Raw genomic sequence first — 24,775 nt, forward strand, 5'->3', positions numbered from 1 at the left:
CGGTCAACAAGGACGCCGAGGCCCCGATCTTCGACCTCGTCGACTACGGCGTCGTCGGCGACCTCTTCGACGTCGTCCCCCAGCTCACCGAGGAAGTCAACACCCGCAAGGGCTGAGCTTCTCCGGGCCGGTAACGGGGCCGCGTGGTGATCTTCACCGCGCGGCCCCGTTCGCGTACGGGGGACCATTGACGCAGATGACGAGCACGGATAACTTCGCTATACGGATTGTTGATTCCGTGAAGCGGAAACTCTGGAACGTCGAGAGTGTGGAGGGTGCAGGAATGGGTCAGCAAGAGAAGGTGGCAACGAGCCTCGCCGGAGCAGTCAGCGAGGGCATCAGTGCTTCCCTCGCCCCGGTGGACGCGGAGCTGGAGCGCCGCTACCCCGGAGACCCCGGCACCCGGCAGCCCGTCCACACCGTGTACATCCCGGGTGAGCAGTTCGACGCCGACAGCATCCGTTCGTGGGGCGACAAGGCCCTGGCGATGCTCGACGAACACGCCCCGGACGCCGCCTCCTTCGCCGCCGTCCTCGGACTGAGCGACGACCTCGCCGAGGCCGTCCACTCGCGCGTACGCGCCAAGCTGGAGCGTGAGCCGGTCGAGGACCTGCGCATCGACTTCGAGGACGGCTACAAGGGCGCCGACGAGGATCAGGACGCCGCCCGTGCCGCCCGCCTCGTCGCCGAGGCGTACCAGAACGGCACCGCCGCCCCGTACATGGGCATCCGCATGAAGTGCATGGAGGAGCCGGTACGCGACCGGGGCATCCGCACCCTCGACATCTTCCTGACCGGCCTCATGGAGGCGGGCGGCCTCCCCGACGGTCTCGTCCTCACGCTCCCCAAGGTGACGTACCCGGAGCAGGTCACCGCCATGGTCCGGCTCCTGGAGGCGTTCGAGAAGGCCCACGGCCTCGAGGCGGGGCGCCTCGGATTCGAGATCCAGATCGAGACCAGCCAGTCCATCCTCGCCGCCGACGGCACCGCCGCCGTCGCCCGCATGATCGACGCAGCCGAAGGCCGCGCGACCGGACTGCACTACGGCACCTTCGACTACAGCGCCTGCCTCGGGGTCAGCGCCGCCTACCAGGCCAGCGACCACCCCGCCGCCGACTACGCGAAGGCCGTCATGCAGGTGGCCGCCGCCGGCACCGGCGTCCGGGTCTCGGACGGTTCCACCAACGTCCTGCCCGTAGGTTCGACGGCGAAGGTCCACGACGCCTGGCGCCTGCACTACGGCCTCACCCGCCGCGCCCTGGCCCGCGCCTACTACCAGGGCTGGGACATGCACCCGGGCCACATCCCGACCCGCTACGCAGCCGTCTTCGCCTTCTACCGCGAGGGCTTCGAGTCGGCCGCCGCGCGCCTGGCCGCCTACGCCGGTCACCACGAGGGCGGCGACGTGGCGGACGAGCCCGCCACCGCCAAGGCGCTCGCCGGGTATCTGCTGCGCGGCCTGGACTGCGGCGCCCTCGACACGGGCGAGGTCACCCGGATCACCGGCCTCACCCTGGCTCGCCTCCAGGGCTTCGCGGGCCCGCGACGTGGCGACCTGACCGCGCAGGAGCGCTGACCGTCACACGCATCCGGTCCTGTCACCGCTGCCCCTGGGCTGTGCGCCACCGAACCTGGCGTCACGGCAACGGGGGCAGCGGTGTCTTCGGGGGATCCGCGTCGGCGGAACCCGGGCCGCCGTGAGACGTACGGGAAGTGGACGAACGTCTGGCGGGCGAGGACGGAGGACGGCAACGGCGACACGAACGTCTTCGTCAGCGACGTCCGCCTCAAGGGGGCGGCGACCATGACGCGCCGCTCCCCGGGCCTGGCGTCTGCTGACGGTCCGCCGAGTCATCCGTCTCCCAACTGTCAGTCGGCCGGGGGGAGTTCGCCCGAGCCGCGGGTGATCAGCCGGGTCGGCAGCTCGATCCGCTCCGGCACCCGCGACACCCCGTCGAGCTGCCGGAACAGCCGCTCGGCGGCCGTGCGGCCCAGCTGCGCGGCGTCCTGCGCGACGACCGTCACGCCGGGGCGCAGCAGATCGCCCAGCTCGATGTCGTCGAAGCCGACGAGCGCCACGGGGCGGTCCACCTCGGACAGGACCCGTACGACGGTCACCGTCACGCGGTTGTTGCCCGCGAAGATCGCCGTGACCGGATCGGGGCCCGCCAGCATCTCCTCCGCGGCGCGCCGCACCCGCTCCGGGTCGGTCACGCCGAGCGACATCCAGGAGTCCGCGACGGCTGTCCCGGCGTCCTCCATCGCGGTCCGGTAGCCGCGCAGACGCTCGGCGGCGGTGTGGATGCGCGGCTGGTCACCGATGAAGCCGATACGGCGGTGGCCGTGCGCGATCAGATGCGCGACGCCGTCACGCGCGCCCCCGAAGCTGTCGGACAGGACCACGTCCGCGTCGATCTTCCCGGCGGGACGGTCGACGAACACGGTCGCGACACCGGCGGCGATCTCGGGCTCCAGATAACGGTGGTCGTCACCGGCCGGGATCACCACGAGCCCGTCCACGCGGCGGGCGCAGAGCGCGAGGACCAGCTCCTGCTCGCGCTCGGGGTCCTCGGCGCTCGACCCGTTGATGAGCAGCGCGCCATGGGCGCGGGCGACCTCCTCGACGGCGCGGCTCAGCGGCCCGTAGAAGGGGTCGGCCAGATCCTCGAGCACCAGGCCGATGCTCGCGGTCCTGCCCTTGCGCAGGACGCGCGCGCTGTCGTTGCGGCGGAAGCCCAGGGCCTCGATGGCCTCCTGGACGCGGCGTTCGGTGTCGGGGGTGACTCCCGGTTCGCCGTTGACGACGCGGGACACCGTCTTGAGGCCCACTCCGGCGCGCGCCGCGACGTCCTTCATGGTCGGGCGGTTGCCGTAACGGCTGTCGGGGCGGCGGGCGGTGCGGTCCACGGTGGGCTGTCCTGTCCTGTCGTCGCTGCGGTTCCAGGGGGTTCATGATGCTGTATGGGGATGTGGCGTCGAGCATAGGCCCTGGACAACGTTGTCAGATGCGGGAGAGACTATCCATCGCATTCTTCGACCTGCCATTTCACCAGGGGACCTCACACTGATGCAGACCGACCTCGTCGCCGCGCTCGACATCGGCGGCACCAAGATCGCCGGGGCCCTGGTGGACGACCACGGCCGCATCCTGCTGCGCGCGCAGCGGCCGACTCCGGCCAAGGAGGACGGGGACACGGTGATGCGGGCCGTCGAGGACGTGCTGCGCGAGCTGACCGCCGCGCCGCTGTGGGTGCGGGCGGGGGCCGTGGGCATCGGGAGCGCGGGTCCGGTGGACGCCTCCACCGGCACGGTGAGCCCGGTCAACGTGCCCGGCTGGCGCGACTTCCCGCTCGTGGACCGGGTCCGCGCGGTCACCGGGGGCCTGCCGGTCGAACTGGTCGGTGACGGCGTGGCGATGACGGCGGCCGAGCACTGGCAGGGCGCGGCGCAAGGGCACGACAACGCGCTGTGCATGGTCGTCTCCACCGGTGTCGGCGGCGGCCTGATCCTCGGCGGCAAGCTGCACCCGGGGCCCACGGGCAACGCGGGCCACATCGGCCACATCAGCGTGGATCTGGACGGGGACCCGTGCCCCTGCGGTGCGCGCGGCTGCGTCGAGCGCATCGCGAGCGGGCCGAACATCGCGCGCCGCGCACTGGACAGCGGCTGGCGCCCCGGCGTGGACGGCGACGTGTCGGCCGCGGCGGTGGCCGCGGCCGCGCGCGAGGGCGACAAGGTGGCCATCGCCTCCTTCGAACGTGCCGCCCAGGCGCTCGCGGCCGGCATCGCCGCAACGGCCACGCTCGTGGAGATCGACATCGCGGTGATCGGTGGGGGAGTGGCGAAGGCGGGAGAGGTCCTCTTCGCGCCCCTGCGCCGCTCGCTGCGCGACTACGCGACGCTGTCGTTCGTGCAGCGCCTCACGGTGGCCCCGGCCCGCACGGGCACGGACGCGGGCCTCGTCGGCGCGGCAGCGGCGGCGCTCACGCGCGACCGGGACGTGTCGGCGCTCTGAGACGCGGGTCCTCGCGTCTGTATGTCTTCACGTCGTCCGTGCGCCCTCACGTCACGCCGTCCGTGCAACTTCACGTCGTGCCAGGACGGGCCGGAGCCGGGGCGGGCATGTGGCCCGCCCCGGCTCACGGGTGACGCACTAGCAGGACAGTGTCGCGTCCCCCCAGTCCGCATGGTCGGAGTCCACACCGTCGCCCGCGTCGGTCACGACGAGGCGCACCACCTGTGCCCCGCTCACGTCGGCGGAGAGCTGCTCGGCCGCGTCCGCGTTGGTGAGGGTGCCGGTGGATGCCACCTTGTCGCCGTCGGCCCAGATCTCGAACGTCACGGTGCCCTTCGTGCCCTTCTCGTCGTCGACGCCCACGCTCGCGCTGACGCGTTCGCACGAGCCGCCCGTGTAGTACTCGACGGAACTGTCCGCGTGCACACCGAGCCCCTTCTGGTGGACGACGCCGCCGATGGTGATCGGATGCCCGTCACCCGCGTCGCTCTCCCCGTTGCTGGTGTTGCGCTCGACGGGCCCGTAGCCGTTCGTCGTGGACAGCCACGGCAGATCGCCGAGCGACGACGCCCCGGCCGGTGGTGCGACCACCACGTGCGCGGTCAGCGGCAGCACGCTCTGGGCACGTACACCGCCCGGCGAGCGGTAGGTCGCCTCGAGGGACAGGTCGTACGCTCCCGTCGCGGTCCCCGCCGGCGCGGTCACGGTCCATGACGTGGTGAGCGCCTTGCCCGTCGGTACGGATCCGGCGCCGGTCGGCGAGGCCGGCCTGACGCTCCACCCGGAGGGCCCGTTCAGCGCGACGGACACCTGGCGTGCGGGCGTGCGGCCCAGATCGGTGACGGACGTCGTGAGCCGGGCTGCCTTGCCGGCCTCGACGAACGGCGCGCCGCCCAGGCCGAGTTCGACGGCGGGCGGGTTCGCGGCCCACTTGTCGTCGGCGGCCACCCGGACCAGTACGGTCCCGTGCGCGGGCACGGTCGCCGAGATCGCCCCGGCCGTGTTGTAGCTCTTGTGCTGCCACAGATCGCGCAGCGTGTAGGCGCTCGCGTGCGGCAGCCCGACCGCGGCGGCCGACGTGGCGATCCGCTGCGCGTTGCCCGACTCGTTGAAGAGGGCGACGACGCGGCTGCCGTCCTTCATCTCCTTGGCGACGACCCAGCGCCCGCCCTCGGAGGAGAGCACCGTGCCCTGCTTGCCCAGCGGGTCCTGGTCGACCGCGATGACTTCGCGGTTGCTGAGGATGTCGAGGGTCTCGGCGGAGGCCTTGCGCAGATCGGTGCCGATGAGCAGCGGTGAGGCCATGATCGACCACATCGAGAAGTGCGTGCGGTACTCGGTCGCGGTCATGCCGCCGTTGCCGACCTCGAGCATGTCGGGGTCGTTCCAGTGTCCGGGTCCCGCGTACTGCGCCAGCGGCAGGTTCTGCTTCATCAGGGAGAGCATCGAGCCCCAGCTGTCACTGATGTCACCGGTGGTGCGCCACAGATGTCCGACGTCCGCCGCCCACTCCCACGGTTTGTTGGAACCCCATTCGCAGATGCTGTAGACGATGGGCCGGCCCGTGGCCTTCAGGGCGTCACGCATGGTGCGGTAGCGCTGCTTGGCGTCGACGCCCTGGTTGTTGCAGTTGTCGTACTTGAGGTAGTCGACGCCCCAGTCGGCGAACTGCTGGGCGTCGCTGTACTCGTGACCGAGACCGCCGGGGAAGCCGATGTCGCTGCACGTCTTGGTGCCCGCGCTCGTGTAGATGCCGAGTTTGAGGCCCTTGGAGTGGACGTAGTCGGCAACGGCCTTGATGCCGTGGGGGAAGCGCACGGGGTCCGGCACGAGCTTGCCGTTCGCGTCGCGCTGCGGCAGGGCCCAGCAGTCGTCGAGGTTGACGTACTGATAACCCGCGGCCTTGAGGCCCTTGTCCACGAAGATGTCGGCGATGCCCTCGACCATCGCCTCGTTGAACTCGGCGCGGCAGTGCGTGGAGTTCCAGTTGTTGAAACCCATGGGAGGCGTCAGCGCGAGCCCGTCGTCGAGCGTGGGTGAAGCTTCCCGGGCGCTTGCGACCTGCGAGCCGGACGCGCCGGATTCCGACGGTCCGGCGACCGCGGCCGGTGCCGTGACGCCCGCGGCACACAGCAGCCCGGTGGCCAACGCTCCGACGATTCTTCGGCGGGTGGTGCGAGAGGTGCGGGTGGGAAGGTGACGCATCGTTACGTTCCTCCGTACTCGCGAGAGGTGGGGTGACGTCATGTTCGCGTCAGTGGAGCGCGTTTACGGTAGGCCGTGTTGGACTCTGTTGGAAGAGATGCGGTAACGGTTGCCCGATGTCCCGTCAGAACCCTTGACGATCTGGGTAGTTGGGAGTGGGATCCAACCCTCGCGTTCGGTTGTGTTGGGTTGCGGCCCCAGGAGGGGAACATGGCACAGTCATCGTTCTACGGTTCTGGCGCGCCCGGGAGCGCGACAGGACATCGGATGTCCCGTCGGGGTCTCCTGCGGGGCGCGGCGGTGGGCGCCGGTGCGCTCACGCTTCCGGCGCTGCTCACGGCGTGCGGGGACGGCCCGGGCGGCGACAAGAAGACCGTCACCGTGGGGTCCAACTCCTCGGACGCGGTGCCGAAGAAGGCGTTCGCGGCGGCCTTCACGGCGTACGAGAAGAAGTCCGGCAAGAAAGTCGACGTCAACACCACGGATCACAACGAGTTCCAGACGAACATCACGCGCTATCTCCAGGGCACCCCGGACGACGTCTTCATGTGGTTCGCCGGCTACCGCATGCAGTACTTCGCCGAGAAGGGCCTCCTGACGGACATCGACGACGTCTGGAAGGGATTCAAGGGCTTCTCGCAGGCGCTCAAGGACCAGTCCACGCACGACGGCAAGCAGTACTTCGTGCCGTACTACTACTACCCGTGGGCCGTCTTCCACCGGAAGAGCCTCTTCGAGAAGCAGGGCTACGAACAGCCCAAGAACTGGGACGACTTCATCGCCCTGGCGAAGCAGATGCACAAGGACGGCACCCCGGTCGCGTTCTGCGACAAGGACGGCTGGCCCGCGATGGGCACCTTCGACTACATCAACATGCGCCTGAACGGATACGACTTCCACAAGGGCCTCATGGCGGGTACGGAAGCCTGGACCGACACCAAGGTCAAGAAGGTGTTCGACCTCTGGCGCGAGCTCATGCCGTACTACCAGAAGGGCGCGCTCGGCCGGACCTGGGAAGAGGCCGCCCAGGGCCTGCAGAAGCGCCAGACCGGCATGGCCGTCTTCGGAATGCCCCACCCGGGCCAGCAGTTCCCCGAGAACGAACGCGAGGACATCGACTTCTTCGCGTTCCCGGAGATCGACCCCCAGTACGGGCAGGACGCGGTGGAGGCTCCCATCGACGGCTTCCTGATCGCGAAGAAGGCCAAGAACGTCGAAGCGGGCAAGGCGCTCCTCAAATACCTCGGTACGCCCGGGGCCGAGGACATCTACCTCGCCGGCGACCCGAACAACGTCGCCGTGAACGACGGCGCCGACACGTCCAAGTACACCCCGCTGCAGAAGAAGTCGGCCGAACTCGTCTCCGGTGCCCAGCAGATATCGCAGTTCATGGACCGCGACACCCGGCCCGACTTCGCGCAGACCGTGATGATCAAGGCGCTCCAGGACTTCATCGGAAATCCGAACGACGTCGACGGCCTCGTCAACCGGATCGAGCGGCAGAAGAAGGAAATCTTCTCGTCCGCCGTCAGCTGAGTAGTGGGGGAATGCGTTCCGTGGCGCTGAAGACCGCGCGGCGCGCAGGGCGGCGGAGGTCACGGCGCTTCACACGCCGCGACCTCGCCGTCCTCGTCGTGCTCCTGGGAATACCCGTACTGCTCGACGTCGTCATCATCTGGGGGCCCACGCTCGCCTCCATCGGACTGTCCTTCACGTCGTGGGACGGCATCGGCGACATCCACTGGGTCGGTGGAGAGAACTACCGCAACCTCGTCGACAACTATCCGCCGTTCTGGCCGGCCGTGCGCCACAACCTCCTGTGGCTCGCCTTTCTCGGCCTGATCGCCACGCCCTTCGGCCTCCTGCTCGCCGTACTCATCGATCGGGGTGTGCGCTTCAGCCGCTTCTACCAGTCGACGCTCTACATGCCGGTCGTGCTGTCACTGGCCGTCGTCGGATTCATGGCGCAGCTGATCCTCGGCACGGACCAGGGAGTCGTCAACACCCTTCTCGACAACCACGAGAACCCGATCGACTGGCTGGGCGACTCCGACATCAACATCTGGATGATGATGCTGGCCGCGAGCTGGCGCCACACCGGATACGTGATGATCCTCTATCTCGCCGGCCTCAAATCCGTCGACCCGACACTGAAAGAAGCCGCGGCGATCGACGGCGCGAACGTCCGCCAGACCTTTTTCCGCGTCGTCTTCCCGACGCTTCGCCCCGTCAACGTCATCGTCGGCGTCATCACCGTCATCGAGTCGCTGCGCGCCTTCGACATCGTCTACGCCGTGAACAAGGGCCGCAACGGCCTGGAGCTGCTGTCCGTCCTCATCACGGACAACGTCATCGGCGAAGCCAGCCGCATCGGCTTCGGCTCGGCCATCGCGGTCGTCCTCCTCACGGTCTCCCTGGGATTCATCGTGACGTTCCTGGTCCAAGAGCTGCGAGGTGCGCGCGACCGATGACCGCCGACATCCGTACGACATCCCCCGCCGCCCGGGGCCGTGCCCTGGCCGACGGCGACCGACGCGGTGAACACCCGCGCCGGCGCGGCCGGTTCGGGGTGCACATCTTCCTCATGGCCGTCTCACTGGCGTTCCTCGCGCCGCTGCTGCTCGCGGTCTACGCCTCCTTGCGCCCCTACGAGGAGACGGCGCGGCAGGGCTACTTCTCGCTGCCCGACCACCTGTCGTTCGACTACTACCGCGAGGCCCTGAGCGACTCGGGGATGGGCGAGTACTTCAAGAACACCCTGATCATCGCGGTCCCGGCCGTCCTGATCACGCTCTTTCTCGCCTCGTTCGTCGCCTTCGCGGTGTCGCGCATCAAGGTGCGCGGCGGCATCGTGCTCCTGATGTTCTTCACGGCGGGAAACCTGCTGCCACCCCAGGTGCTCGTCACCCCGCTGTACGTCCTCTTCCTGAAGATTCCGCTGCCCTGGTGGATGTCGGACTCGCTGACGATGTACGACTCGTACTGGGCCGTGATCATCGTCAACATCGGATTCCAGCTGGGATTCTGCGTCTTCGTCCTGGCCAACTTCATGCGGACGCTTCCCCAGGAGATCCTCGAGGCGGCGATCGTCGACGGCGCGGGGCTGTGGACGCAGTTCTGGCGCATCACGCTGCCCCTGTGCCGCCCGGCACTCGCCGCGCTCGGCACGCTCGAATTCACCTGGATCTACAACGACTTCCTCTGGGCCCTGATCTTCATATCGAACCCCGACAAACTCCCGATCACCTCGTCCCTCAACAACCTCAGGGGCCAGTTCTTCACCGACTACAACTTGCTGGCCGCCGGTTCGGTCCTCGTGGCGCTCCCCACGATCCTGGTGTTCCTGCTCCTGCAGAGACACTTCATCGCGGGACTCACGCTGGGGTCGAGCAAGGGATAGCCGTCACGGGAACCGTGCTCGTGGTGGCCGACCGGCCGACAGCGATCAGGGCGCTCCCGCCGGCGGTTGCGCGGGACACGGGCTGCCTGATCGCTCATCTGCCGGGACTGGCAATGTGGCGGATCGCGGAGCCTGGCCCACGGGGCGACGGGTGAGTTCGGCTTCCACACCGGCGGCTCGTCGCCCGACGGGACCGCGACGGGCGCCGCGGGCTTGGTGGTGCCCTGCCGTGCAGGCCGCTGCGGCGGCCATCAGCACGGCGGGGCCGGCTGAGAACTCTGGTGCTGGAGACGCGTGTCGGCGGACGCAAGCAACGCCTCGATCTCGCGCCTTGGCGTGCAGCGACTGCTCAGCGACAGCGACGTACGCCGATGGGAGTGCGCTCTGACGCCGGTGGAAGCCGACCGAATCCTGCCCGCACGTCTGACGGCCGGACGAAGTCCGGTAGGCGCCAAGCCCGGGATCGGGTGGCGGCGGGTCGATGCCGGCGCGAACCGTCACGGCTTCCTGAGTGCTTGCCCGCATCTGTCTGCTTTGCGAGTGGGCCTCTCGTTCGCATTCCGTGCCGAGCCGGGCACGAGGAGGTAGCTGGTTGCCAGAGAGTGACGCCGTGAGGGATCGTTGCCTTCGGGCAACGTTTCCGTCGAGTCGATGAGGTGAGGGATCCGCACCGCGGATCCTACATATTTGGATCACACCCGAGCGCAAACCGCCGCGGAGCCGGGATCTGACTTCCCGTGGGGCACGGCCCCCTACCCGGTGCTGGTCGCTGACGTCGACGGCATCCTCCTGCAGCGCAACGGCGCGGCCGCCGTGCTCCTGCCGGAAGCGACACCCGGGACACCTCTTGCCGAGGTGGCCCCGGCGTGGCTCGCCGCACAGCATCGCACTGTGCAGCTCACGGGCCACAACTCCGCGACGGAGACGGACACACCGCTCTCCGGTGTGATCGGCGGGCGCCGTTTCGAGGCGCACCCCAGCGTGCGGGACGACGGCACGGTGGCCTGGTGGCTGGTCGATGACACCGATCACCAGCTCGTCCGGGACGCCCTGCACCTGGAGCGGGAGCGGACGGCCTTCCTTGCCAAGGCGTCCAGCGCCCTGCTCTCCACCCTCAATCTGGGGCGCTGCATGGACGTGACCGCGCAGATGGCTGCGGAGAGCCTCGCGGATGCGGCGCTCGCGATCGCGCCGTCCCGTGGGCACCGGCTGCCCGTGGTGACCTGCGTGCGGGGTGGCGTGCCCGAGATTTCGCACCAGTCGGTGGACCCGGACGAGGTGCCAGGTCTCGGTGAGGCGCTGCGCGGGTTTCCACCGGTGCCCTCCCGGTGGATCGATCCGTCGGCGGCGCCGCCGTGGCTGGTGCCCGAGGGCTTCGGCCCGGTCGGCTCGATAGTGATCACCCCGTTGCCGGGGCTGGGTGTCCCTGCCGGGGCTCTGGTCCTGCTGCGCAGGGAGAAGAGTGACTCCTTCAGCGACGAGGAGGAGGTCTTCGCCCGGCTGTTCGCCGCCCGGGCAGGTGCTGCGCTGTCGGCCGCCCGCCTCTACGCGGAGCAGACCGCCATCACCGAGGTGCTGATGCGGGAGCTGATGCCCCCGACCCTGCACCAGATCTCCGGGGTGGACTTCGCCGGACGCTACCGGCCCTCCGCGGACCACGAGCGCATCGGCGGGGATTTCTACGACGTGCACCCCGCCACCGAGGGCGAAGCCTTCCTGGTCTCTCTCGGGGATGTCTGCGGAAAGGGTCTGGAAGCCGCGGTCCTCACGGGCAAGATCCGCAGTACGCTGCACGCCCTGCTGCCCCTGGCGGACGACCACCAGCGCATGCTCTCGCTGCTGAACACCGCCCTGCTCAACTCCCATCACACACGGTTCGCGACCCTGGTCCTCGCCTCCGCCGTGCGCCGGGGCAGCGAGGTGGACCTCAAACTGACCAGCGCCGGCCACCCGACGCCGCTGATCATCCGAGCGGACGGCACCGTCGAAGAAGCCGACACTCGCGGCACCCTGGTCGGAGCCATCCCCGATGTCTCCGCCCGCACCACCGCCGTCACCCTCGAGCCAGGGGAGTGCTGCGTCTTGTACACCGACGGAATAACCGAAGCAAAGGGCGGGCCGATGGGCAACGTCCTGTTCGGCGACGAGCGCCTCAAGCGCGCCCTTTCCGCGTGTGCGGGCATGCCCGCCGAAGGCATCGTCGAGCATGTGCAGATGCTGGCCGCCCAGTGGCTCGGCAACCGGCATCACGACGACATGGCCATCGTCGTGATCGCGGCGCCCCGTACTCATCATCTGAGCGCGGTGAACGGACACACCCGGGGCAGGTTCACGGGATGAGCACGAGCACGCCGCCCCGCCTCCCGCGTAGCGGCCACCTGGAGCAGCTGGTCGATCAGCTGTGGAACACCGTCCTGGCAGGAGACGAGTACTCCGCCACCGAGCTGGTGGTGCGGGCCCTCGACGAAGGGGTGGACCCGGAGAGCGTCCTGCTCGATGTGATCGCAGTGGTGCAGGGCAAGGTCGGCGAGGAATGGGTGGCGAACCGGCTCAGCGTCGCCCAGGAGCACGCCGCGACCGCCATCAACGAAAGGGCCGTCACCGCCCTCAGCGCCCACCCTTCCGCCCGCACGACGATCACCCGCGGCCGCATCACAGTGGCCTGCGTCGACGGCGAATGGCACGCGCTGCCACCCCGTCTGCTGGCCGAGGTCCTGAAACTGCGCGGCTGGCAGATCGACTACCTCGGCGCCCAGCTCCCCACCCCGCACCTCATCACCCACCTCCACACCACCGGCGCCGACGCGGTCGCCCTCTCCAGCTCGATCGCCACGAGGCTGCCCACCGCGCACGCGGCCATCACCGCATGCCAGGCCATCGGTGTCCCCGTTGTTGTCGGCGGCGCCGCCTTCGGGCCCGCGGGCCGGTACGCGAAACTTCTGGGGGCCGACGCCTGGGCCCCCGACGCCCGGGCCGCCGCCGACCGTCTCGCCCGCGGGCCCTTGCCCCGCCCCCAGCTCGACCACCAGCAGATGGACGACCTGCCGCACCTGGCCGACCAGGAATACACCATGGTCACCCGCAACAGCGACTCCCTGGTGCGCACCGTCTTCACCGCAATGCAAGACGCGCTGCCCACCATGCGCACCTACAGCGATCTGCAGCGCGAGCGGACAGCGGAAGACCTCGCGTCCATCGTCGAGTTCCTCGCCACCGCGCTCTACCTCGATGCCGAGGAACTCTTCACCGGGTTCATCACCTGGACCGCGCAGGTCCTCACGTCGAGAGGCGTACCCGCGCGGAGTCTGCCGCCGGCCCTGCACCTGCTTGCCCGGGAGCTCAAGGACTTCCCGAGGGCCACCCGGATCCTCCAGGTCGCGACGCACGCTGTCACCACCCACCACACCTCCGAAGCCGGGAACACCGCATGACCACACCGCCCTCCGGCGACCTGCGCCTGACCAGGATCGACACCGAGGACCGAGTCGGCATAGAACTCGACGGCGATCTCGACCACTACACCGCAGGCCTCCTCGTGAACGAGGCAACCGCGCAGCTCTCCACCCGGCCCGGACTGAGAAACCTGCACCTGCACTGTGGAGGGCTCGGAGTGATCGACTCCACGGGCCTGTCCGCGCTGCTGATGATCAAGCGCCGTACCGCTGCCGCCGGGGTACGTTTGCACCTGGAGGACCGGCCCGCGAACCTGGACCGGCTCCTGCATCTCACCGGTACTCTCGACCACCTCACGGCACCTCCCACAGCCGGCGCCGCAAGGGGCTCGACGCACGAAGAAGAGGCCACGGCGCTCCGCCCCACCCGGCCGGGCGCCGGCACCTGAGCCACTGCCCGGCCGTTCACCGGGCAGAACCACACACTGACGGGGCCATGATGACCGCACCAGACGCCGCCCCCAGCGGGATCGTTCACGAGGCGACCCAGTCAGCCAGTTCGATCACCGAACTCCTCGACGTGATGTGGGAGCACGCCAGAAACTCCACCGCCGATGCCACCGCGCCCGGCTCGGCGTCCCAACTGCGCCTGATGTACGTCGTCGACCGTGAGGACAGCATCAGGATGCGCACGTTGTGCCACCGGCTCGCCTCCGCACCGCCGACCGTCACGCGCATGTGCGACCGCCTGCAAGCCATCGGATTCCTCGAACGGATGCCATCCCCCGACAGCGGCCGCGAGATCGCCCTGCGACTGACCGCCGCAGGGAAACGGCATCTGCAGCGCATCCGGGAGCAGCGCGACAGCATGCTGCATCAGGCCATCGACAACATGCCCTCCACCGAACGCCGTGCATTGGCCAAAGGACTCGCCGGGCTCACGGCCCAGCTCAGCGCCACCGACGCGGAAGACGACAGACCCGGCGCCCACTCCGCGGCATGAACTGCTTCTCCGAGTCGAGGAGTACACCACCACGCGCTTCACGACTCAAGAAGGAGCAGGCTGCTCTTCTCGCCGGCGCCCGTGAAGCCCGCCGAGGACTCGTCCCGGACCAGCGATCGGTGATCCGAAACAAACGTCCTGGACGCCCCGGACCTCCTCTGCGCGATGCGCAGGTCCGGGTTCCCGCTCCCCTGCGTTATTACGAGGCCGAGTACAGACCGATGCTGCACGTCCACACCCGACCGGCTCCACCCGGACCGCTCGCGGTGGCGCGCGCAGCGCAGGCGGGTCGGGCACTGGGAGTCATCTGCGCTGTTTCGCCATGGGCGGCTACCGTTCCTGAAGCGCGACATCGTCGTCGCTCAACGACGCCGCAGTCGGTCGAGCCACGCGCGGGCCTGGGCCTGCTGGCGGGGGTCCGCGGCCGTCCGGCGCGCCGTCGCGATGGCCCGTCGGCCTTGCGGACTGCGGCCGTACTGCTTGATCCGGTCGAGAATGCCGGGCATGACGCCTCCAAGGTGTCGTTCGCCAAGAGCCGCCACATCGCGGCGCCGCTCACGTTGCGGCTACCCCGGAAGCAGTACAGAACACGAAAGCGGGCACACGGGCGACATCGACAAGGAACAGGAGTTCCCATGTTTGCCATCGCCTCTGCCGTGCTGTTCTTCCTGGCGTTCCTGATCAATGCCGCCGACATCGCGACGAACGACATCTTCTCGTCCGTGAACGTCATGCTCCTCGGACTCACCGCTCTGGCCCTCCATCTGGCGGGAGCCGGTGGCTGGGCGCGTACCAGAACGCTGCGTCGACGCTGAACGCGTGCTCACGCCGCGGTCCTGCGCGGCGCAGTGCACTCGCAAGCAGTCGATCATGATTGAGGTTTCCCGGGGCACCCGTCTCCCCACGACGTTCACTGACGGACGAGGAGATTCAGTGGTGACACGCGAGCCCGGCAGCGTGAACGGGTGTGCGCCCCAAGGCCAGTTGCGCGCCCCCGCCCGTGACGGGGGCGATCGCCTGAGTGTGCTGGTGGTCGGCCTCGCACTGATCGGGTCTGTGTTCTGCGCCGGCCTGCTGCTCTTCGTGCGCTTCGCCCACTGGGCCGGTGCGCATCCGTTCGCGGGAACCCTCCTCATCGTGCTTGCTGTTCCGGTGCTCTACGTGGCGCTGCGGGCGATGCCCCGGACACGCGAGCTGCGCCGGGCCGCCCGCGCCGGAATGGCCCAGGCCGACCGTGAGTTGGGGGTGGGGCCGGCCGGTGCGTCGGGCGCGGTGCGAGCTGGCGAGCCAGGCGACGCGTCCCCACCCGGCCTGCCGACCCCGGATGTGGTGCACGACGGGCTGACAGTCGAACTCCAGCATCGTCGCGCCGACTTCGGGTAGCAGGATCGCCGGCTTGTAGGGGCGTCGCGGCTGCCGGTGGCGCCGTGTTGCCCCGAAGCCCCACCGGGCGGCGACGACGCGATCGGCGGACAAGCAGCGAAGGACGAGCAGCGACCGGGGCGACCGGGCAGTGCTGCCGGTTCGGTCCTCGTGGAGACACTTCAGCGCGGGACTCACGCTGGGGTCGGGCACGGGACAGCCGGACCGGCCGCTCTAGTTCTGCCGTGTCGCCGCCTCGACGGTCGGGGCCGGGGCGAAGAGCGGCAGCAGGCCCGTCACCTCCAGCAGGCGCAGCGTCAGGGGCTGGTCGCAGACCAGTCTGAGGCGGCCGCCGCGGGCCTCGACGCGGCGGCGGGTGCGCAGGAGGAGGGTCAGGCCCGAGCAGTCGAAGAACGTGGTGCGGGTCAGATCGATCACCACGGTGGCCGCCGGGCCCGCCGCCACCGTCTCGAGCAGGGCCACGGAGCTCTGGAGCGTCACGATGTCGACGTCTCCGCGCAGTTCGACGACGACGCAGTCGCCGGTCTCGTATACCACTGGAGGCGGGGCCGCGTCCGTGCCGCCGTGGCGTTGTTCACCCTGTCGCATGGATCCCCTCGGCCCCGCGGGCACATCTCATGGGGGGAGCGCTCCCGTACACCGTCCGGAGTCAGCTCTGGGAGTGCGGCCGGCGGGCGGCCTGGCGCAGGGTCTTCTCCACGTCGTGCCGGTTCAGGCCCTGATCCTGCGCGTACGCCGTGACCGCGGCCTCGACCTTGGCCGCCGCCTCGAACCAGGCATCCCGCTGCGCCTGACGCTCCCCGTCATCGAGGTGCTCCAGGGTGCGGCCCTTGTCGTCGGCGTCGTGCTGCATGCGAATCAACTCTTCGGGAAGGTCCACGGAGCGGATCCTAAGCGGCCCTCGCGGCTCGTTCGCGGACCTCGGTGACGTGCGCGAGGCGTACGCGAGGCGCGCCCCCATCAGGTGCTGGTTTCCGCCGCACGCTGTTGCGGGCAAGCCTCAGGGGGCCGACGGAGGAGGGGGAACCGTGATCGTCTGGATCAACGGTGCTTTCGGTGCGGGGAAGTCCACCACCGCACGGGAACTGATCGAGCTGATCCCGAACAGCACGCTCTTCGACCCCGACGTGATCGGCGGGGAACTGGCGCGGCTGCTGCCCGCCAAGCAGCTGGCCGAGGTGTCCGACATCCAGGACCTGCGGATCTGGCGGCGGCTCGTCGTCGACACGGCGGCCGCGCTGCTCGCCGAGGTGGGCGGCGTTCTCGTCGTCCCGGCGACCCTGCTCAGGCAGGAGTACCGCGACGAGATCTTCGGCGGTCTCGCCGCCCGCAGGATCCCCGTACGCCATGTGCTCCTCGCTCCGGCCGAAACGATCCTGCGCGAGCGAACAGCCCGCCGCGAGACACCGCCCGAGACACCCGACGGCGAGATCAGCGGCCGGCAGTGGCCCTATGACCACATCGAGGCCTACCGGGCGGCGCTGGCCACCTGGCTCACCGCCGACGCGCACCCCGTCGACACCAGCGCACTGAATGTGTACGAAGCGGCCGTCCGCATCGCCGAGGCCGTGCGCACCGGTGCCGTCGAGCCCTGCGACATCGTGCAGACACCCGCGCCCACCGGGGAGACCGTCGCCGCGGGCGTACTGCTCTTCGACGAGGACGACCGCGTCCTGCTCGTCGACCCCACGTACAAGGCCGGCTGGGAGTTCCCCGGCGGTGTCGTGGAACCCGGGGAAGCCCCCGCGAGGGCCGGCGTACGGGAGGTCGCCGAGGAGACCGGGATCCAGCTCCCCGAGCTGCCCGGCCTGCTCGTGATCGACTGGGAGGCGCCCGCACCACCCGCGCACGGCGGCCTGCGGCTGCTCTTCGACGGCGGGCGCCTCGGCGGCGCGGCGGCCCGCCGCATGATCCTTCCGAGCCAGGAGCTGCGCGGCTGGCGGTTCGTCACCGAGCAGGAGGCCGCCGGACTCCTGCCGCCCGTACGGTACGAGCGCCTGCGCTGGGCGCTGCGAGCGCGCGAGCGCGGCGCCGCCCTCTACCTGGAGGCCGGGGTGCCGGTGGGACGACGCCGTACCGGGTGACTATGCGGCGTCCAGGCGCCCGGCCACCGCGCGCAGGACCGCCGCCGACCCGCTCGTCACGGGGTCGCCGTGCCCGAAGCACGCCACGTCGGAGTCGAGCGAGGCCAGGGTACGGAAGGACTCGACGGACCGGCGGCGGTCGAGATTGAACACGCCCAGCATGACCTGCCCGTCCAGCGGGGACGCGGCCACGGCGTCGCCCGTGAACAGCACACCGTGGTCGGGCAGATGGAGCGCGATGCTGCCGTCCGTGTGACCGGGTACCGCGACGACGTGGGCGCCACCGCCGAAGTCGAGCACTTCACCGCCCGCCAACTCCCTTATCTCACGCGGCAGTACAGGGTCCGCCGGAGGAGTCGGGAGCAGCTTCAGCGCCTCGGCGTGCAGCGGGCGCTCCCAGCCCTCGAACTCCGGCTCGGGGCCCGGACGTTCGCCGCGTACGAACGGCGCGTCGAGCCGGTGCGCCCACACCTGGGCCCCACTGAGCGCCGCGAACTCGCCCGCGCCGCCCGCGTGGTCCTCGTGGAAGTGTGTCAGGACGATCCGGCGCACCTCGCGCGGATGCCTGCCCAGCGCCCGTACGGCGTCGGCGATCGCCGCCCCGGCGCCGGCGGCCCCCGCGTCGACCAGCGTCAACTCGTCCCCGTCGTCCCACAGATAGGCCTGCCCCACCGGGAAGCGCAACAGGTGCAGGCGGGGAACGACCTCGATCACATCGGTGATGGCGTAGACACTCATGCGCCGACCGTAGGGACCGGCGGCCGTCCGGGGGACATGGCTACGCCCCGGGCAGAAGAGTTCCGCCCGGGGCGAAGGCGAGGACTGCGCGGCTCAGATCGCGGCGTAGTTCTGGAGGAACAGCGCCTCGGCGACCGAGAGGCGCTCCAGCTCCTGCGGCGACACGCTCTCGTTCACCGCGTGGATCTGCGCCTCGGGCTCGCTCAGGCCGATCAGCAGGATCTCCGCCTCCGGGTACAGCGACGCCAGCGTGTTGCACAGCGGGATCGAGCCGCCCTGGCCCGCGTACTGCATCTCCTGGCCGTCGTACGCGGCGCTCATCGCCTCCGCCATCGCCGCGTACGCCGGGCTGCCGGTGTTCGCGCGGAACGCCTGGCCCTGCCCGATCTGTTCGATCTGGACGCGGGCGCCCCACGGGGTGTGCGACTCGATGTGCGCGACGAGGAGCTTCGTCGCCTCCGCGGCGTCCGTGCCCGGCGGCACCCGCAGGCTGATCAGGGCGCGCGCCCCGGCCTGTACGGACGGCGTCGCGCCGACCACCGGCGGGCAGTCGATGCCGAGGACGGTGACGGCGGGGCGGGCCCAGATGCGGTCGGCGACCGTGCCCGAACCGATCAGCTCGACCCCGTCGATGACCTTGGCGTCCTTGCGGAACTGGCCCTCGTCGTACTGGAGGCCGTCCCACGCGGCGTCGGCCGCGAGACCGTCGACCGTCGTCGAGCCGTCCTCCGCGCGCAGCGAGTCGAGGATCCGCACCAGGGCCGCGAGCGCGTCCGGGGCCGCGCCGCCGAACTGCCCCGAGTGCAGGTTGCCGCCGAGCGTGTCGACGCGGACCCGGACGAGCGTCATGCCGCGCAGCGTCGACGTGGCCGTCGGCAGGCCGACCCGGAAGTTGCCCGCGTCGCCGATGACGATCGTGTCCGCCTTCAGCAGCTCCGGGTGCTGCTCGGCGTACCGCTCGAGACCGCCTGTGCCCTGCTCCTCGGAACCCTCGGCGATCACCTTGACGTTCACCGGGACGCCGCCGTTGGCCTTGAGCGCCCGTACCGCGAGCAGGTGCATCAGGACCCCGCCCTTGCAGTCCGCGGCGCCGCGCCCGTACCAGCGGCCGTCCTCGCGCTCCGTCAGCTCGAACGGCGGTGTGACCCACGCCGACTCGTCGAGCGGCGGCTGCACGTCGTAGTGCGCGTACAGGAGAACGGTCGGCGCGCCCTCGGGGCCCGGCAGGAAGCCGTAGACCGACTGGGTCCCGTCCGGGGTGTCGAGCAGCGCGACGTCCTGGAAGCCCTCGGCGCGCAGCGCGTCCGCCACCCAGTTCGCGGCGCCCTCGCTCTCGCTCTTGGGGAACTGGTCGAAGTCCGCCACCGACTTGAACGCCACCAGTTCGGCGAGCTCGATCCGGGCCCCGGGCATGAGCGAGGCGACGGTCTCGGCGATCGGATTCGGTGACATGGGAACGCTCCTCGTAGGTGCGACGTTGCACGTGTGTATACGTATGCGGCTTTCGCACGCGTCCGTGCGGGTCCGCCGTCGGCTGGTGTGCGTGAGCGTTTCGTGCACAGGGCATGCAGCGCCGATCCTCCCACAAGGGGTCGGCAGGCCACCGCCGTAGGATGCCTGGGAAAGGTGCGGCAGGCGGCTGGATCGGGAGCAGTAGACCATCGTGAGCAGCGAGAACTCGGCGGGCGGCAACGGAACGGGCGAGCACGCGGCGGACGCCGGTGGCGGCGGGCAGGTGTGGGACGTCGTCGTCGTGGGCGCCGGTCCCGCGGGCGCCTCCGCCGCCTACGCGGCAGCGGTCGCCGGGCGCAGCGTCCTCCTTCTGGAGAAGGCGGAACTGCCCCGGTACAAGACATGCGGCGGAGGCATCATCGGCCCCTCCAGGGATGCGCTGCCCCCGGGGTTCGAGCTGCCGTTCCGGGACCGGATCGATGCGGTGACGTTCTCGCTCGACGGGAAGTTCTCCCGCACCCGGCGCTCCCGGCACATGCTCTTCGGGCTCGTGAACCGCGCCGACTTCGACCACCAGCTCGTCGAGCACGCCCAGAAGGCGGGCGCCGAACTGCGCACGGGGGCGACGGTCTCGCGGGTCGAGCAGCACGGCTCGGCCGTGCCCGACCGCCGCACGGTCGCCGTGATCCTCCAGGGCGGCGAAACGATCCTGGCCCGCGCCGTCGTCGGGGCGGACGGCAGCGCCAGCCGCATAGGGGCTCATGTCGGGGTGAAGCTCGACCAGGTCGACCTCGGCCTCGAGGCCGAGATCCCCGTGCCCGAGACGGTCGCCGAGGACTGGAAGGGCCGCGTCCTCATCGACTGGGGCCCGATGCCCGGGAGTTACGGCTGGGTCTTCCCCAAGGGGGACACCCTGACCGTCGGAGTGATCTCGGCGCGAGGCGAGGGCGCCGCCACGAAGCGGTACTTGGAGGACTTCATCGCCCGGCTCGGCCTCGCCGGCTTCGAACCGTCGGTCTCCTCCGGCCATCTGACGCGCTGCCGCGCCGACGACTCGCCGCTCTCGCGCGGTCGCGTCCTCGTCTGCGGTGACGCGGCCGGACTTCTCGAACCGTGGACCCGCGAGGGCATCTCGTTCGCGCTGCGCTCCGGTCGTCTCGCGGGGGAGTGGGCTGTCCGCGTCTCCGAGGCGCACGACGCGGTGGACGCGCGCCGGCAGGCTCTGAACTACGCGTTCGCGGTCAAGGCGGGCCTCGGTGTCGAGATGAGCGTCGGCAAGCGGATGCTGACGGTCTTCGAGCGCAGGCCCGGGGTGCTGCATGCGGCGATCACCGGGTTCCGGCCCGCGTGGAAGGCGTTCGCCCGCATCACCCGCGGATCGACGACGCTTGGCGAGATCGTCAGGACGTATCCGATCGCGGGTCGCGTGCTGAGCCGTATGGACCGGCCGGCCGCAGCGGCCGCGTCCTCGGCCGCGCCATCGGTCGACGATCCGGAGGCTACTTCTCGATCGTGATGAGGAAGACCGGGTGGTCCGGAGCGGCCGCGGTCAGCTCCTCGTCGGTCGACTTGGCGGTGATGCCCTGGAAGTACTGGTTGACCTCCCAGCCCCACTTCTCCAGGTAGCTGCGCAGGATCGGCAGCTTGTCGCTGTCGGGCACCTCGGTCGCGGTGAACGTGCGGACCTTGCGCCCGACGCGCAGCTCGCCGGTCCCGGCGACGCGCATGTTGCGCACCCACTGGGAGTGACCGCGGGCCGAGACGATGTACTGCGCGTCCCCGTGTGTGTGCGGGTTGACCGGGATGCGCTGCATCTGGCCGCTCTTGCGGCCGCGCACGGAGAGTTCGGCGGATCCCATCAGGCTGACGCCGTGCCGCGCGAGCCAGCCGATCACGCCGTTCAACCGGACGTTGAGGCGACTGCCCTTCAGGTAGTACGGGCTGGGGGAGGAGGACGGGCCGGACTGGGCGTTCGCGGTCATGGGGATCTCCTGGGAGTGGGTGGCGCGCTGCGTTCGGCGCCGGAGCCGGTCTCGGTCTCAGCGAGGGAGAGCACTGCTCTCGCTTGAGATCAGTGTGCACGAGATCGGTGATCCAAAGCAAGAGCAGTGCTCTCTTTTCTGCTCGCCGCGGCCCGGTGCGCCGCTCACCGTTGAGTGCACTGCTTCCAGATGAGTGCACCGATCCATAACGCGTGCATCGATCCGGAACGTGTGCACTGCTCCTCATGCGTGGGACACTGCCCGTATGAGCACCGCACGAGGAGCCAGGGCCAGGGCACGGGAAGAAGTCACCGCCGCCATCAAGGACGAGGCCCGCAGACAGCTCGCGGCCGAGGGCGCCGCCAAGCTGTCCCTGCGCGCCGTCGCCCGCGAGCTGGGCATGGTCTCCTCGGCGCTCTACCGCTACTTCCCCAGCCGCGACGACCTCCTGACGGCGCTCATCATCGACGCGTACGACTCCGTCGGCGAGGCGGCCGAGCGGGCGGATGCCGCCCTGCTCGAGGAGGCGGCGAAGAGCGGCGCGGGGGCGATCGCGCCGGTGCGCCGCTGGGTCACCGTCGGCGAGGCCGTCCGCGCCTGGGCACTCGCCCACCCGCACGAGTACGCGCTCATCTTCGGCTCGCCCGTCCCCGGATACACCGCGCCGATGACGACCGTCCCGGCCGCGTCGCGGGTCGGGCTGCTGTTCGTCGGCATCGTCCGCGACGCCTATCAAGGCCGCGGGATCGCGGAGCCGCCGCTCTCCGAGGAGCTGCGGCCCGAGGCCGAGCGGCTCGGCGCGGACCTCGCCCCCGACCTGCCGCCCGCGGTGGTGGCCGCCCTCGTCGCCGCGTGGGCGCAGCTGTTCGGGCTGATCGGCTTCGAGCTGTTCGGCCAGTTCAACCGGGTCGTGGAGGACCGATCCACCTTCTTCACGCACGCCGCGACCCAGCTCGCCCACGGCGTCGGCCTGGTGCTGCCCCGCGCATGACATGCCTGAGCCCGGGAGCGACAGTCGCTGCCCCGGACGTGGCACGAGCCGCCCCGACTCCGTCGCGTACTCCCCGGGGAGTAGATGTGGTCACCACGCCCGGCTGACGCCCGTGACGACGTGCGGCGTCTAGCGTTGCGGTCATGGACGAGCAGCACGTACGCGAGGCCGACGGCCCGCCCCGGGACTGGGCGGGCCCGCCGCACCTCAGGCGCTACGGGCCGCCCTGGACGGCGGCCGGAGCTGCCCGGCGCGGTCGCCACGGGCCGCCCTGGTGGGGAGCCTCGGGACCGGGGCCGGGCCGGCCCTGGCGGTCCACCGTCCTGATCACCGCGTTCGTCCTCGTCGGCTCGACCTTCGCGGCGCACGCCCAGACCGACCGGGCCGACCTCGACGTGTTCGGCCGCGTGCTGCTGCTCGCGGCCGGCGTCCTCCTGCTGTGGCGTCAGCGGTACCCGGTCCTCGTGGCCTTCGGCACGGCGGCCTGCGCGACGCTCTACCTCGGCGCGGGGTACGCGTACGGGCCGGTCTTCATCACCGTGGCCGTCGGCTGTTACGCCGCGATCGTCGCGGGGCACCGCAGAGCCGCGTGGGCGGCGGTCGGCATGTTCTGGGTGGGGCATGTCCTCGTGGCGCACTGGCTGTACGCGTATCTGCCGCCGTCGGGGGACGACGCCGCGTCGTGGGGCCAGGAGGCTTTCATCGCCGCGTGGGTCCTGGCGATCGTCGCCTTCTCCGAGCTGGTCAGAACGCGCCGCGAGCAGTGGGCGAAGGAGCGCGCCGAGCGGGAGAAGGCCGCCGGGCGGCGCGCGGACGAGGAGCGCCTGCGGATCGCGCGGGAGCTGCACGACGTGCTCGCGCACTCCATCTCGGTCATCAACGTCCAGGCGGGCGTGGGTCTGGCGCTGCTCGACTCCGACCCCGAGCAGGCCCGCGCCGCCCTCACCACCATCAAGTCCGCGAGCAAGGAGGCATTGGGTGAGGTCCGTCAGGTCCTCGACACCCTGCGGACCCCGGGCGACGCTCCGCGCGCCCCCGCCCCGGGCCTCGACCGGCTCCCGGAACTCGTGGAGCAGGCCGCGAGCGCGGGCCTCACCGTCGACATCGCCACGGAAGGATCCCGCTCCGGGCTGCCGCCCGGGGCCGACCTCGCCGCGTTCCGCATCGTGCAGGAGGCGCTCACCAACGTCGTACGGCATTCGGAGTCGCGCAACGCGCGCGTAGAGGTGCGGTACACGGGGACCGCGCTGTCCCTGCGCATCGACGACGACGGGCCGGCCAGCCATGAGGCGGCCGGCGGCAGTGGGAACGGCCTTGCGGGAATGCGTGAGCGGGCCGCCGCGCTCGGTGGCACCATCGAAGCGGGGCCGCGGCCCGACGGCGGCTTCCGCGTGCTCGCCGAACTGCCGTTCACGCCGACGGAGGAGAACCGTTGATCCGCGTACTGCTCGCCGACGACCAGTCGCTCGTCCGCGCCGGCTTCCGGGCGCTGCTCGACGCGCAGAGCGACATCGAGATCGCGGGGGAGGCCTCCGACGGCGACGAGGCGCTGCGCCTCGTGCGCGAACTGCGGCCCGACGTCGTCCTGATGGACATCCGGATGCCGGTCCTCGACGGGCTCGCCGCGACCCGCCGCATCAGCGACGACGCCGCGCTGGAGGCCGTGAAGGTGGTCATGCTGACCACCTTCGAACTGGACGAGTACGTCTTCGAGGCGATCCGCGCCGGAGCCTGCGGGTTCCTCGTCAAGGACACGGAGCCCGAGGAACTGCTGCGCGCCGTGCGAGCGGTGGTGCACGGGGACGCGCTGCTCTCGCCGGGGGTGACCCGCCGACTGATCGCCGAGTTCGCGGCGCGCTCCAAGGAGCCCGCGGCCGCCGAGTCGCTCGGGCAGCTCACCGAGCGCGAGCGTGAGGTGATGGCACTGGTCGGCATCGGCCTGTCGAACGAGGAGATCGCCCGCCGTCTCGTCGTCAGTCCGCTCACCGCGAAGACGCACGTGAGCCGCACGATGGTGAAGCTCGGCGCGCGTGACCGCGCCCAACTGGTCGTTCTCGCCTACGAGTCGGGGCTCGTGCGGCCCGGCTGGCTCGGCTGAGCGGACACGCGCCGCTGACACACGGGTGCGCC

At 70.5% G+C, this 24,775-nt stretch carries 24 protein-coding genes and 1 pseudogene; 17 read left to right on the forward strand and 8 right to left on the reverse strand.

The window, feature by feature from the left end:
* Together ACFC96_RS41695 and ACFC96_RS41700 are read left to right on the forward strand one after the other, a co-directional pair.
* Positions 1-116: pseudogene (locus tag ACFC96_RS41695) on the forward strand (electron transfer flavoprotein subunit alpha/FixB family protein); the annotation flags it as partial.
* 167 nt (positions 117-283) lie between these two features.
* Positions 284-1,576 (forward strand): DUF6986 family protein, encoded by a 1,293-nt coding sequence (locus ACFC96_RS41700; RefSeq protein WP_376252367.1) that lies wholly within the window; start codon positions 284-286, stop codon positions 1,574-1,576.
* A 293-nt stretch (positions 1,577-1,869) separates the two neighbouring features.
* On the opposite strand, the gene ACFC96_RS41705 is transcribed toward ACFC96_RS41700, so the two are convergent.
* Positions 1,870-2,907: a LacI family DNA-binding transcriptional regulator gene (locus ACFC96_RS41705; RefSeq protein WP_376252370.1), complete on the reverse strand. Its 1,038-nt coding sequence runs from the start codon at positions 2,905-2,907 to the stop codon at positions 1,870-1,872.
* 160 nt (positions 2,908-3,067) lie between these two features.
* Between ACFC96_RS41705 and ACFC96_RS41710 the strand changes: the two genes are divergently transcribed.
* A complete protein-coding gene (locus tag ACFC96_RS41710; RefSeq protein ID WP_376252371.1) occupies positions 3,068-4,015 on the forward strand; it encodes an ROK family protein in 948 nt (315 codons plus the stop codon).
* A gap of 138 nt (positions 4,016-4,153) precedes the next feature.
* Here ACFC96_RS41710 and ACFC96_RS41715 read toward each other — a convergent pair whose 3' ends face one another.
* Positions 4,154-6,220, reverse strand: a complete 2,067-nt coding sequence (locus tag ACFC96_RS41715) for an NPCBM/NEW2 domain-containing protein (RefSeq protein WP_376617669.1) — start codon at positions 6,218-6,220, stop codon at positions 4,154-4,156.
* Positions 6,221-6,487: 267 nt separating this feature from the next.
* Between ACFC96_RS41715 and ACFC96_RS41720 the strand changes: the two genes are divergently transcribed.
* The 7 genes from ACFC96_RS41720 to ACFC96_RS41750 all read left to right on the forward strand — a co-directional run bounded on the left by ACFC96_RS41720 (position 6,488) and on the right by ACFC96_RS41750 (position 14,015).
* Positions 6,488-7,756, forward strand: a complete 1,269-nt coding sequence (locus ACFC96_RS41720; protein ID WP_340460659.1) for an ABC transporter substrate-binding protein — start codon at positions 6,488-6,490, stop codon at positions 7,754-7,756.
* 11 nt (positions 7,757-7,767) lie between these two features.
* On the forward strand, positions 7,768-8,691 hold the full coding sequence (locus ACFC96_RS41725; protein ID WP_376252376.1) for a carbohydrate ABC transporter permease: 924 nt from the start codon (positions 7,768-7,770) through the stop codon (positions 8,689-8,691).
* Complete coding sequence (locus ACFC96_RS41730; protein ID WP_376252379.1) at positions 8,688-9,620, forward strand: carbohydrate ABC transporter permease; 933 nt, start codon at positions 8,688-8,690, stop codon at positions 9,618-9,620. The genes ACFC96_RS41725 and ACFC96_RS41730 overlap by 4 nt, the downstream gene beginning before the upstream one ends.
* A 759-nt stretch (positions 9,621-10,379) precedes the next feature.
* Positions 10,380-11,960, forward strand: coding sequence for a PP2C family protein-serine/threonine phosphatase (locus tag ACFC96_RS41735; RefSeq protein ID WP_376617732.1), 1,581 nt, complete (start codon positions 10,380-10,382; stop codon positions 11,958-11,960).
* Positions 11,957-13,051 (forward strand): B12-binding domain-containing protein, encoded by a 1,095-nt coding sequence (locus tag ACFC96_RS41740; protein ID WP_376617671.1) that lies wholly within the window; start codon positions 11,957-11,959, stop codon positions 13,049-13,051. The genes ACFC96_RS41735 and ACFC96_RS41740 overlap by 4 nt, the downstream gene beginning before the upstream one ends.
* Complete coding sequence (locus ACFC96_RS41745) at positions 13,048-13,461, forward strand: STAS domain-containing protein (protein ID WP_376225861.1); 414 nt, start codon at positions 13,048-13,050, stop codon at positions 13,459-13,461. Before ACFC96_RS41740 ends, ACFC96_RS41745 begins: the two co-directional genes overlap by 4 nt.
* 50 nt (positions 13,462-13,511) lie before the next feature.
* A complete protein-coding gene (locus ACFC96_RS41750; RefSeq protein WP_376617734.1) occupies positions 13,512-14,015 on the forward strand; it encodes a MarR family winged helix-turn-helix transcriptional regulator in 504 nt (167 codons plus the stop codon).
* Positions 14,016-14,377: 362 nt separating this feature from the next.
* Here ACFC96_RS41750 and ACFC96_RS41755 read toward each other — a convergent pair whose 3' ends face one another.
* The gene (locus tag ACFC96_RS41755; protein WP_376617673.1) at positions 14,378-14,521 is read right to left on the reverse strand and encodes a hypothetical protein; all 144 of its coding nucleotides are present in this window, start codon (positions 14,519-14,521) and stop codon (positions 14,378-14,380) included.
* A gap of 129 nt (positions 14,522-14,650) precedes the next feature.
* On the opposite strand from ACFC96_RS41755, the gene ACFC96_RS41760 reads away from it, so the two are divergent.
* The gene (locus ACFC96_RS41760) at positions 14,651-14,830 is read left to right on the forward strand and encodes a hypothetical protein (RefSeq protein ID WP_376617675.1); all 180 of its coding nucleotides are present in this window, start codon (positions 14,651-14,653) and stop codon (positions 14,828-14,830) included.
* Positions 14,831-14,951: 121 nt separating this feature from the next.
* The gene (locus ACFC96_RS41765) at positions 14,952-15,398 is read left to right on the forward strand and encodes a hypothetical protein (RefSeq protein ID WP_376617677.1); all 447 of its coding nucleotides are present in this window, start codon (positions 14,952-14,954) and stop codon (positions 15,396-15,398) included.
* A 213-nt stretch (positions 15,399-15,611) separates the two neighbouring features.
* Here ACFC96_RS41765 and ACFC96_RS41770 read toward each other — a convergent pair whose 3' ends face one another.
* Positions 15,612-15,986: an anti-sigma factor antagonist gene (locus tag ACFC96_RS41770; RefSeq protein ID WP_376252388.1), complete on the reverse strand. Its 375-nt coding sequence runs from the start codon at positions 15,984-15,986 to the stop codon at positions 15,612-15,614.
* Positions 15,987-16,047: 61 nt separating this feature from the next.
* Complete coding sequence (locus tag ACFC96_RS41775) at positions 16,048-16,278, reverse strand: hypothetical protein (RefSeq protein ID WP_376252390.1); 231 nt, start codon at positions 16,276-16,278, stop codon at positions 16,048-16,050.
* Positions 16,279-16,426: 148 nt separating this feature from the next.
* On the opposite strand from ACFC96_RS41775, the gene ACFC96_RS41780 reads away from it, so the two are divergent.
* Positions 16,427-17,482, forward strand: a complete 1,056-nt coding sequence (locus ACFC96_RS41780; RefSeq protein ID WP_376252393.1) for an NUDIX domain-containing protein — start codon at positions 16,427-16,429, stop codon at positions 17,480-17,482.
* On the opposite strand, the gene ACFC96_RS41785 is transcribed toward ACFC96_RS41780, so the two are convergent.
* Positions 17,483-18,220: an MBL fold metallo-hydrolase gene (locus ACFC96_RS41785; RefSeq protein WP_376617679.1), complete on the reverse strand. Its 738-nt coding sequence runs from the start codon at positions 18,218-18,220 to the stop codon at positions 17,483-17,485.
* Positions 18,221-18,313: 93 nt separating this feature from the next.
* A complete protein-coding gene (locus ACFC96_RS41790) occupies positions 18,314-19,672 on the reverse strand; it encodes a dipeptidase (protein ID WP_376617681.1) in 1,359 nt (452 codons plus the stop codon).
* A gap of 211 nt (positions 19,673-19,883) precedes the next feature.
* Between ACFC96_RS41790 and ACFC96_RS41795 the strand changes: the two genes are divergently transcribed.
* Positions 19,884-21,188 (forward strand): geranylgeranyl reductase family protein, encoded by a 1,305-nt coding sequence (locus ACFC96_RS41795; RefSeq protein ID WP_376252401.1) that lies wholly within the window; start codon positions 19,884-19,886, stop codon positions 21,186-21,188.
* Here ACFC96_RS41795 and ACFC96_RS41800 read toward each other — a convergent pair.
* A complete protein-coding gene (locus tag ACFC96_RS41800; RefSeq protein ID WP_376252404.1) occupies positions 21,172-21,654 on the reverse strand; it encodes a nitroreductase family deazaflavin-dependent oxidoreductase in 483 nt (160 codons plus the stop codon). The two genes, ACFC96_RS41795 and ACFC96_RS41800, sit on opposite strands and share 17 nt — an antisense overlap.
* 265 nt (positions 21,655-21,919) lie before the next feature.
* Between ACFC96_RS41800 and ACFC96_RS41805 the strand changes: the two genes are divergently transcribed.
* From ACFC96_RS41805 to ACFC96_RS41815, 3 genes are all read left to right on the forward strand, one after another.
* Positions 21,920-22,645 (forward strand): TetR/AcrR family transcriptional regulator, encoded by a 726-nt coding sequence (locus ACFC96_RS41805; RefSeq protein WP_376617683.1) that lies wholly within the window; start codon positions 21,920-21,922, stop codon positions 22,643-22,645.
* A gap of 143 nt (positions 22,646-22,788) precedes the next feature.
* Complete coding sequence (locus tag ACFC96_RS41810; protein ID WP_376617685.1) at positions 22,789-24,081, forward strand: sensor histidine kinase; 1,293 nt, start codon at positions 22,789-22,791, stop codon at positions 24,079-24,081.
* Positions 24,078-24,743: a response regulator gene (locus ACFC96_RS41815; RefSeq protein ID WP_376617687.1), complete on the forward strand. Its 666-nt coding sequence runs from the start codon at positions 24,078-24,080 to the stop codon at positions 24,741-24,743. Before ACFC96_RS41810 ends, ACFC96_RS41815 begins: the two co-directional genes overlap by 4 nt.
* Positions 24,744-24,775 lie beyond the last annotated feature (32 nt).

It is taken from the genome of Streptomyces sp. NPDC055955 (genome assembly GCF_042270245.1).
Lineage (GTDB): Bacteria > Actinomycetota > Actinomycetes > Streptomycetales > Streptomycetaceae > Streptomyces.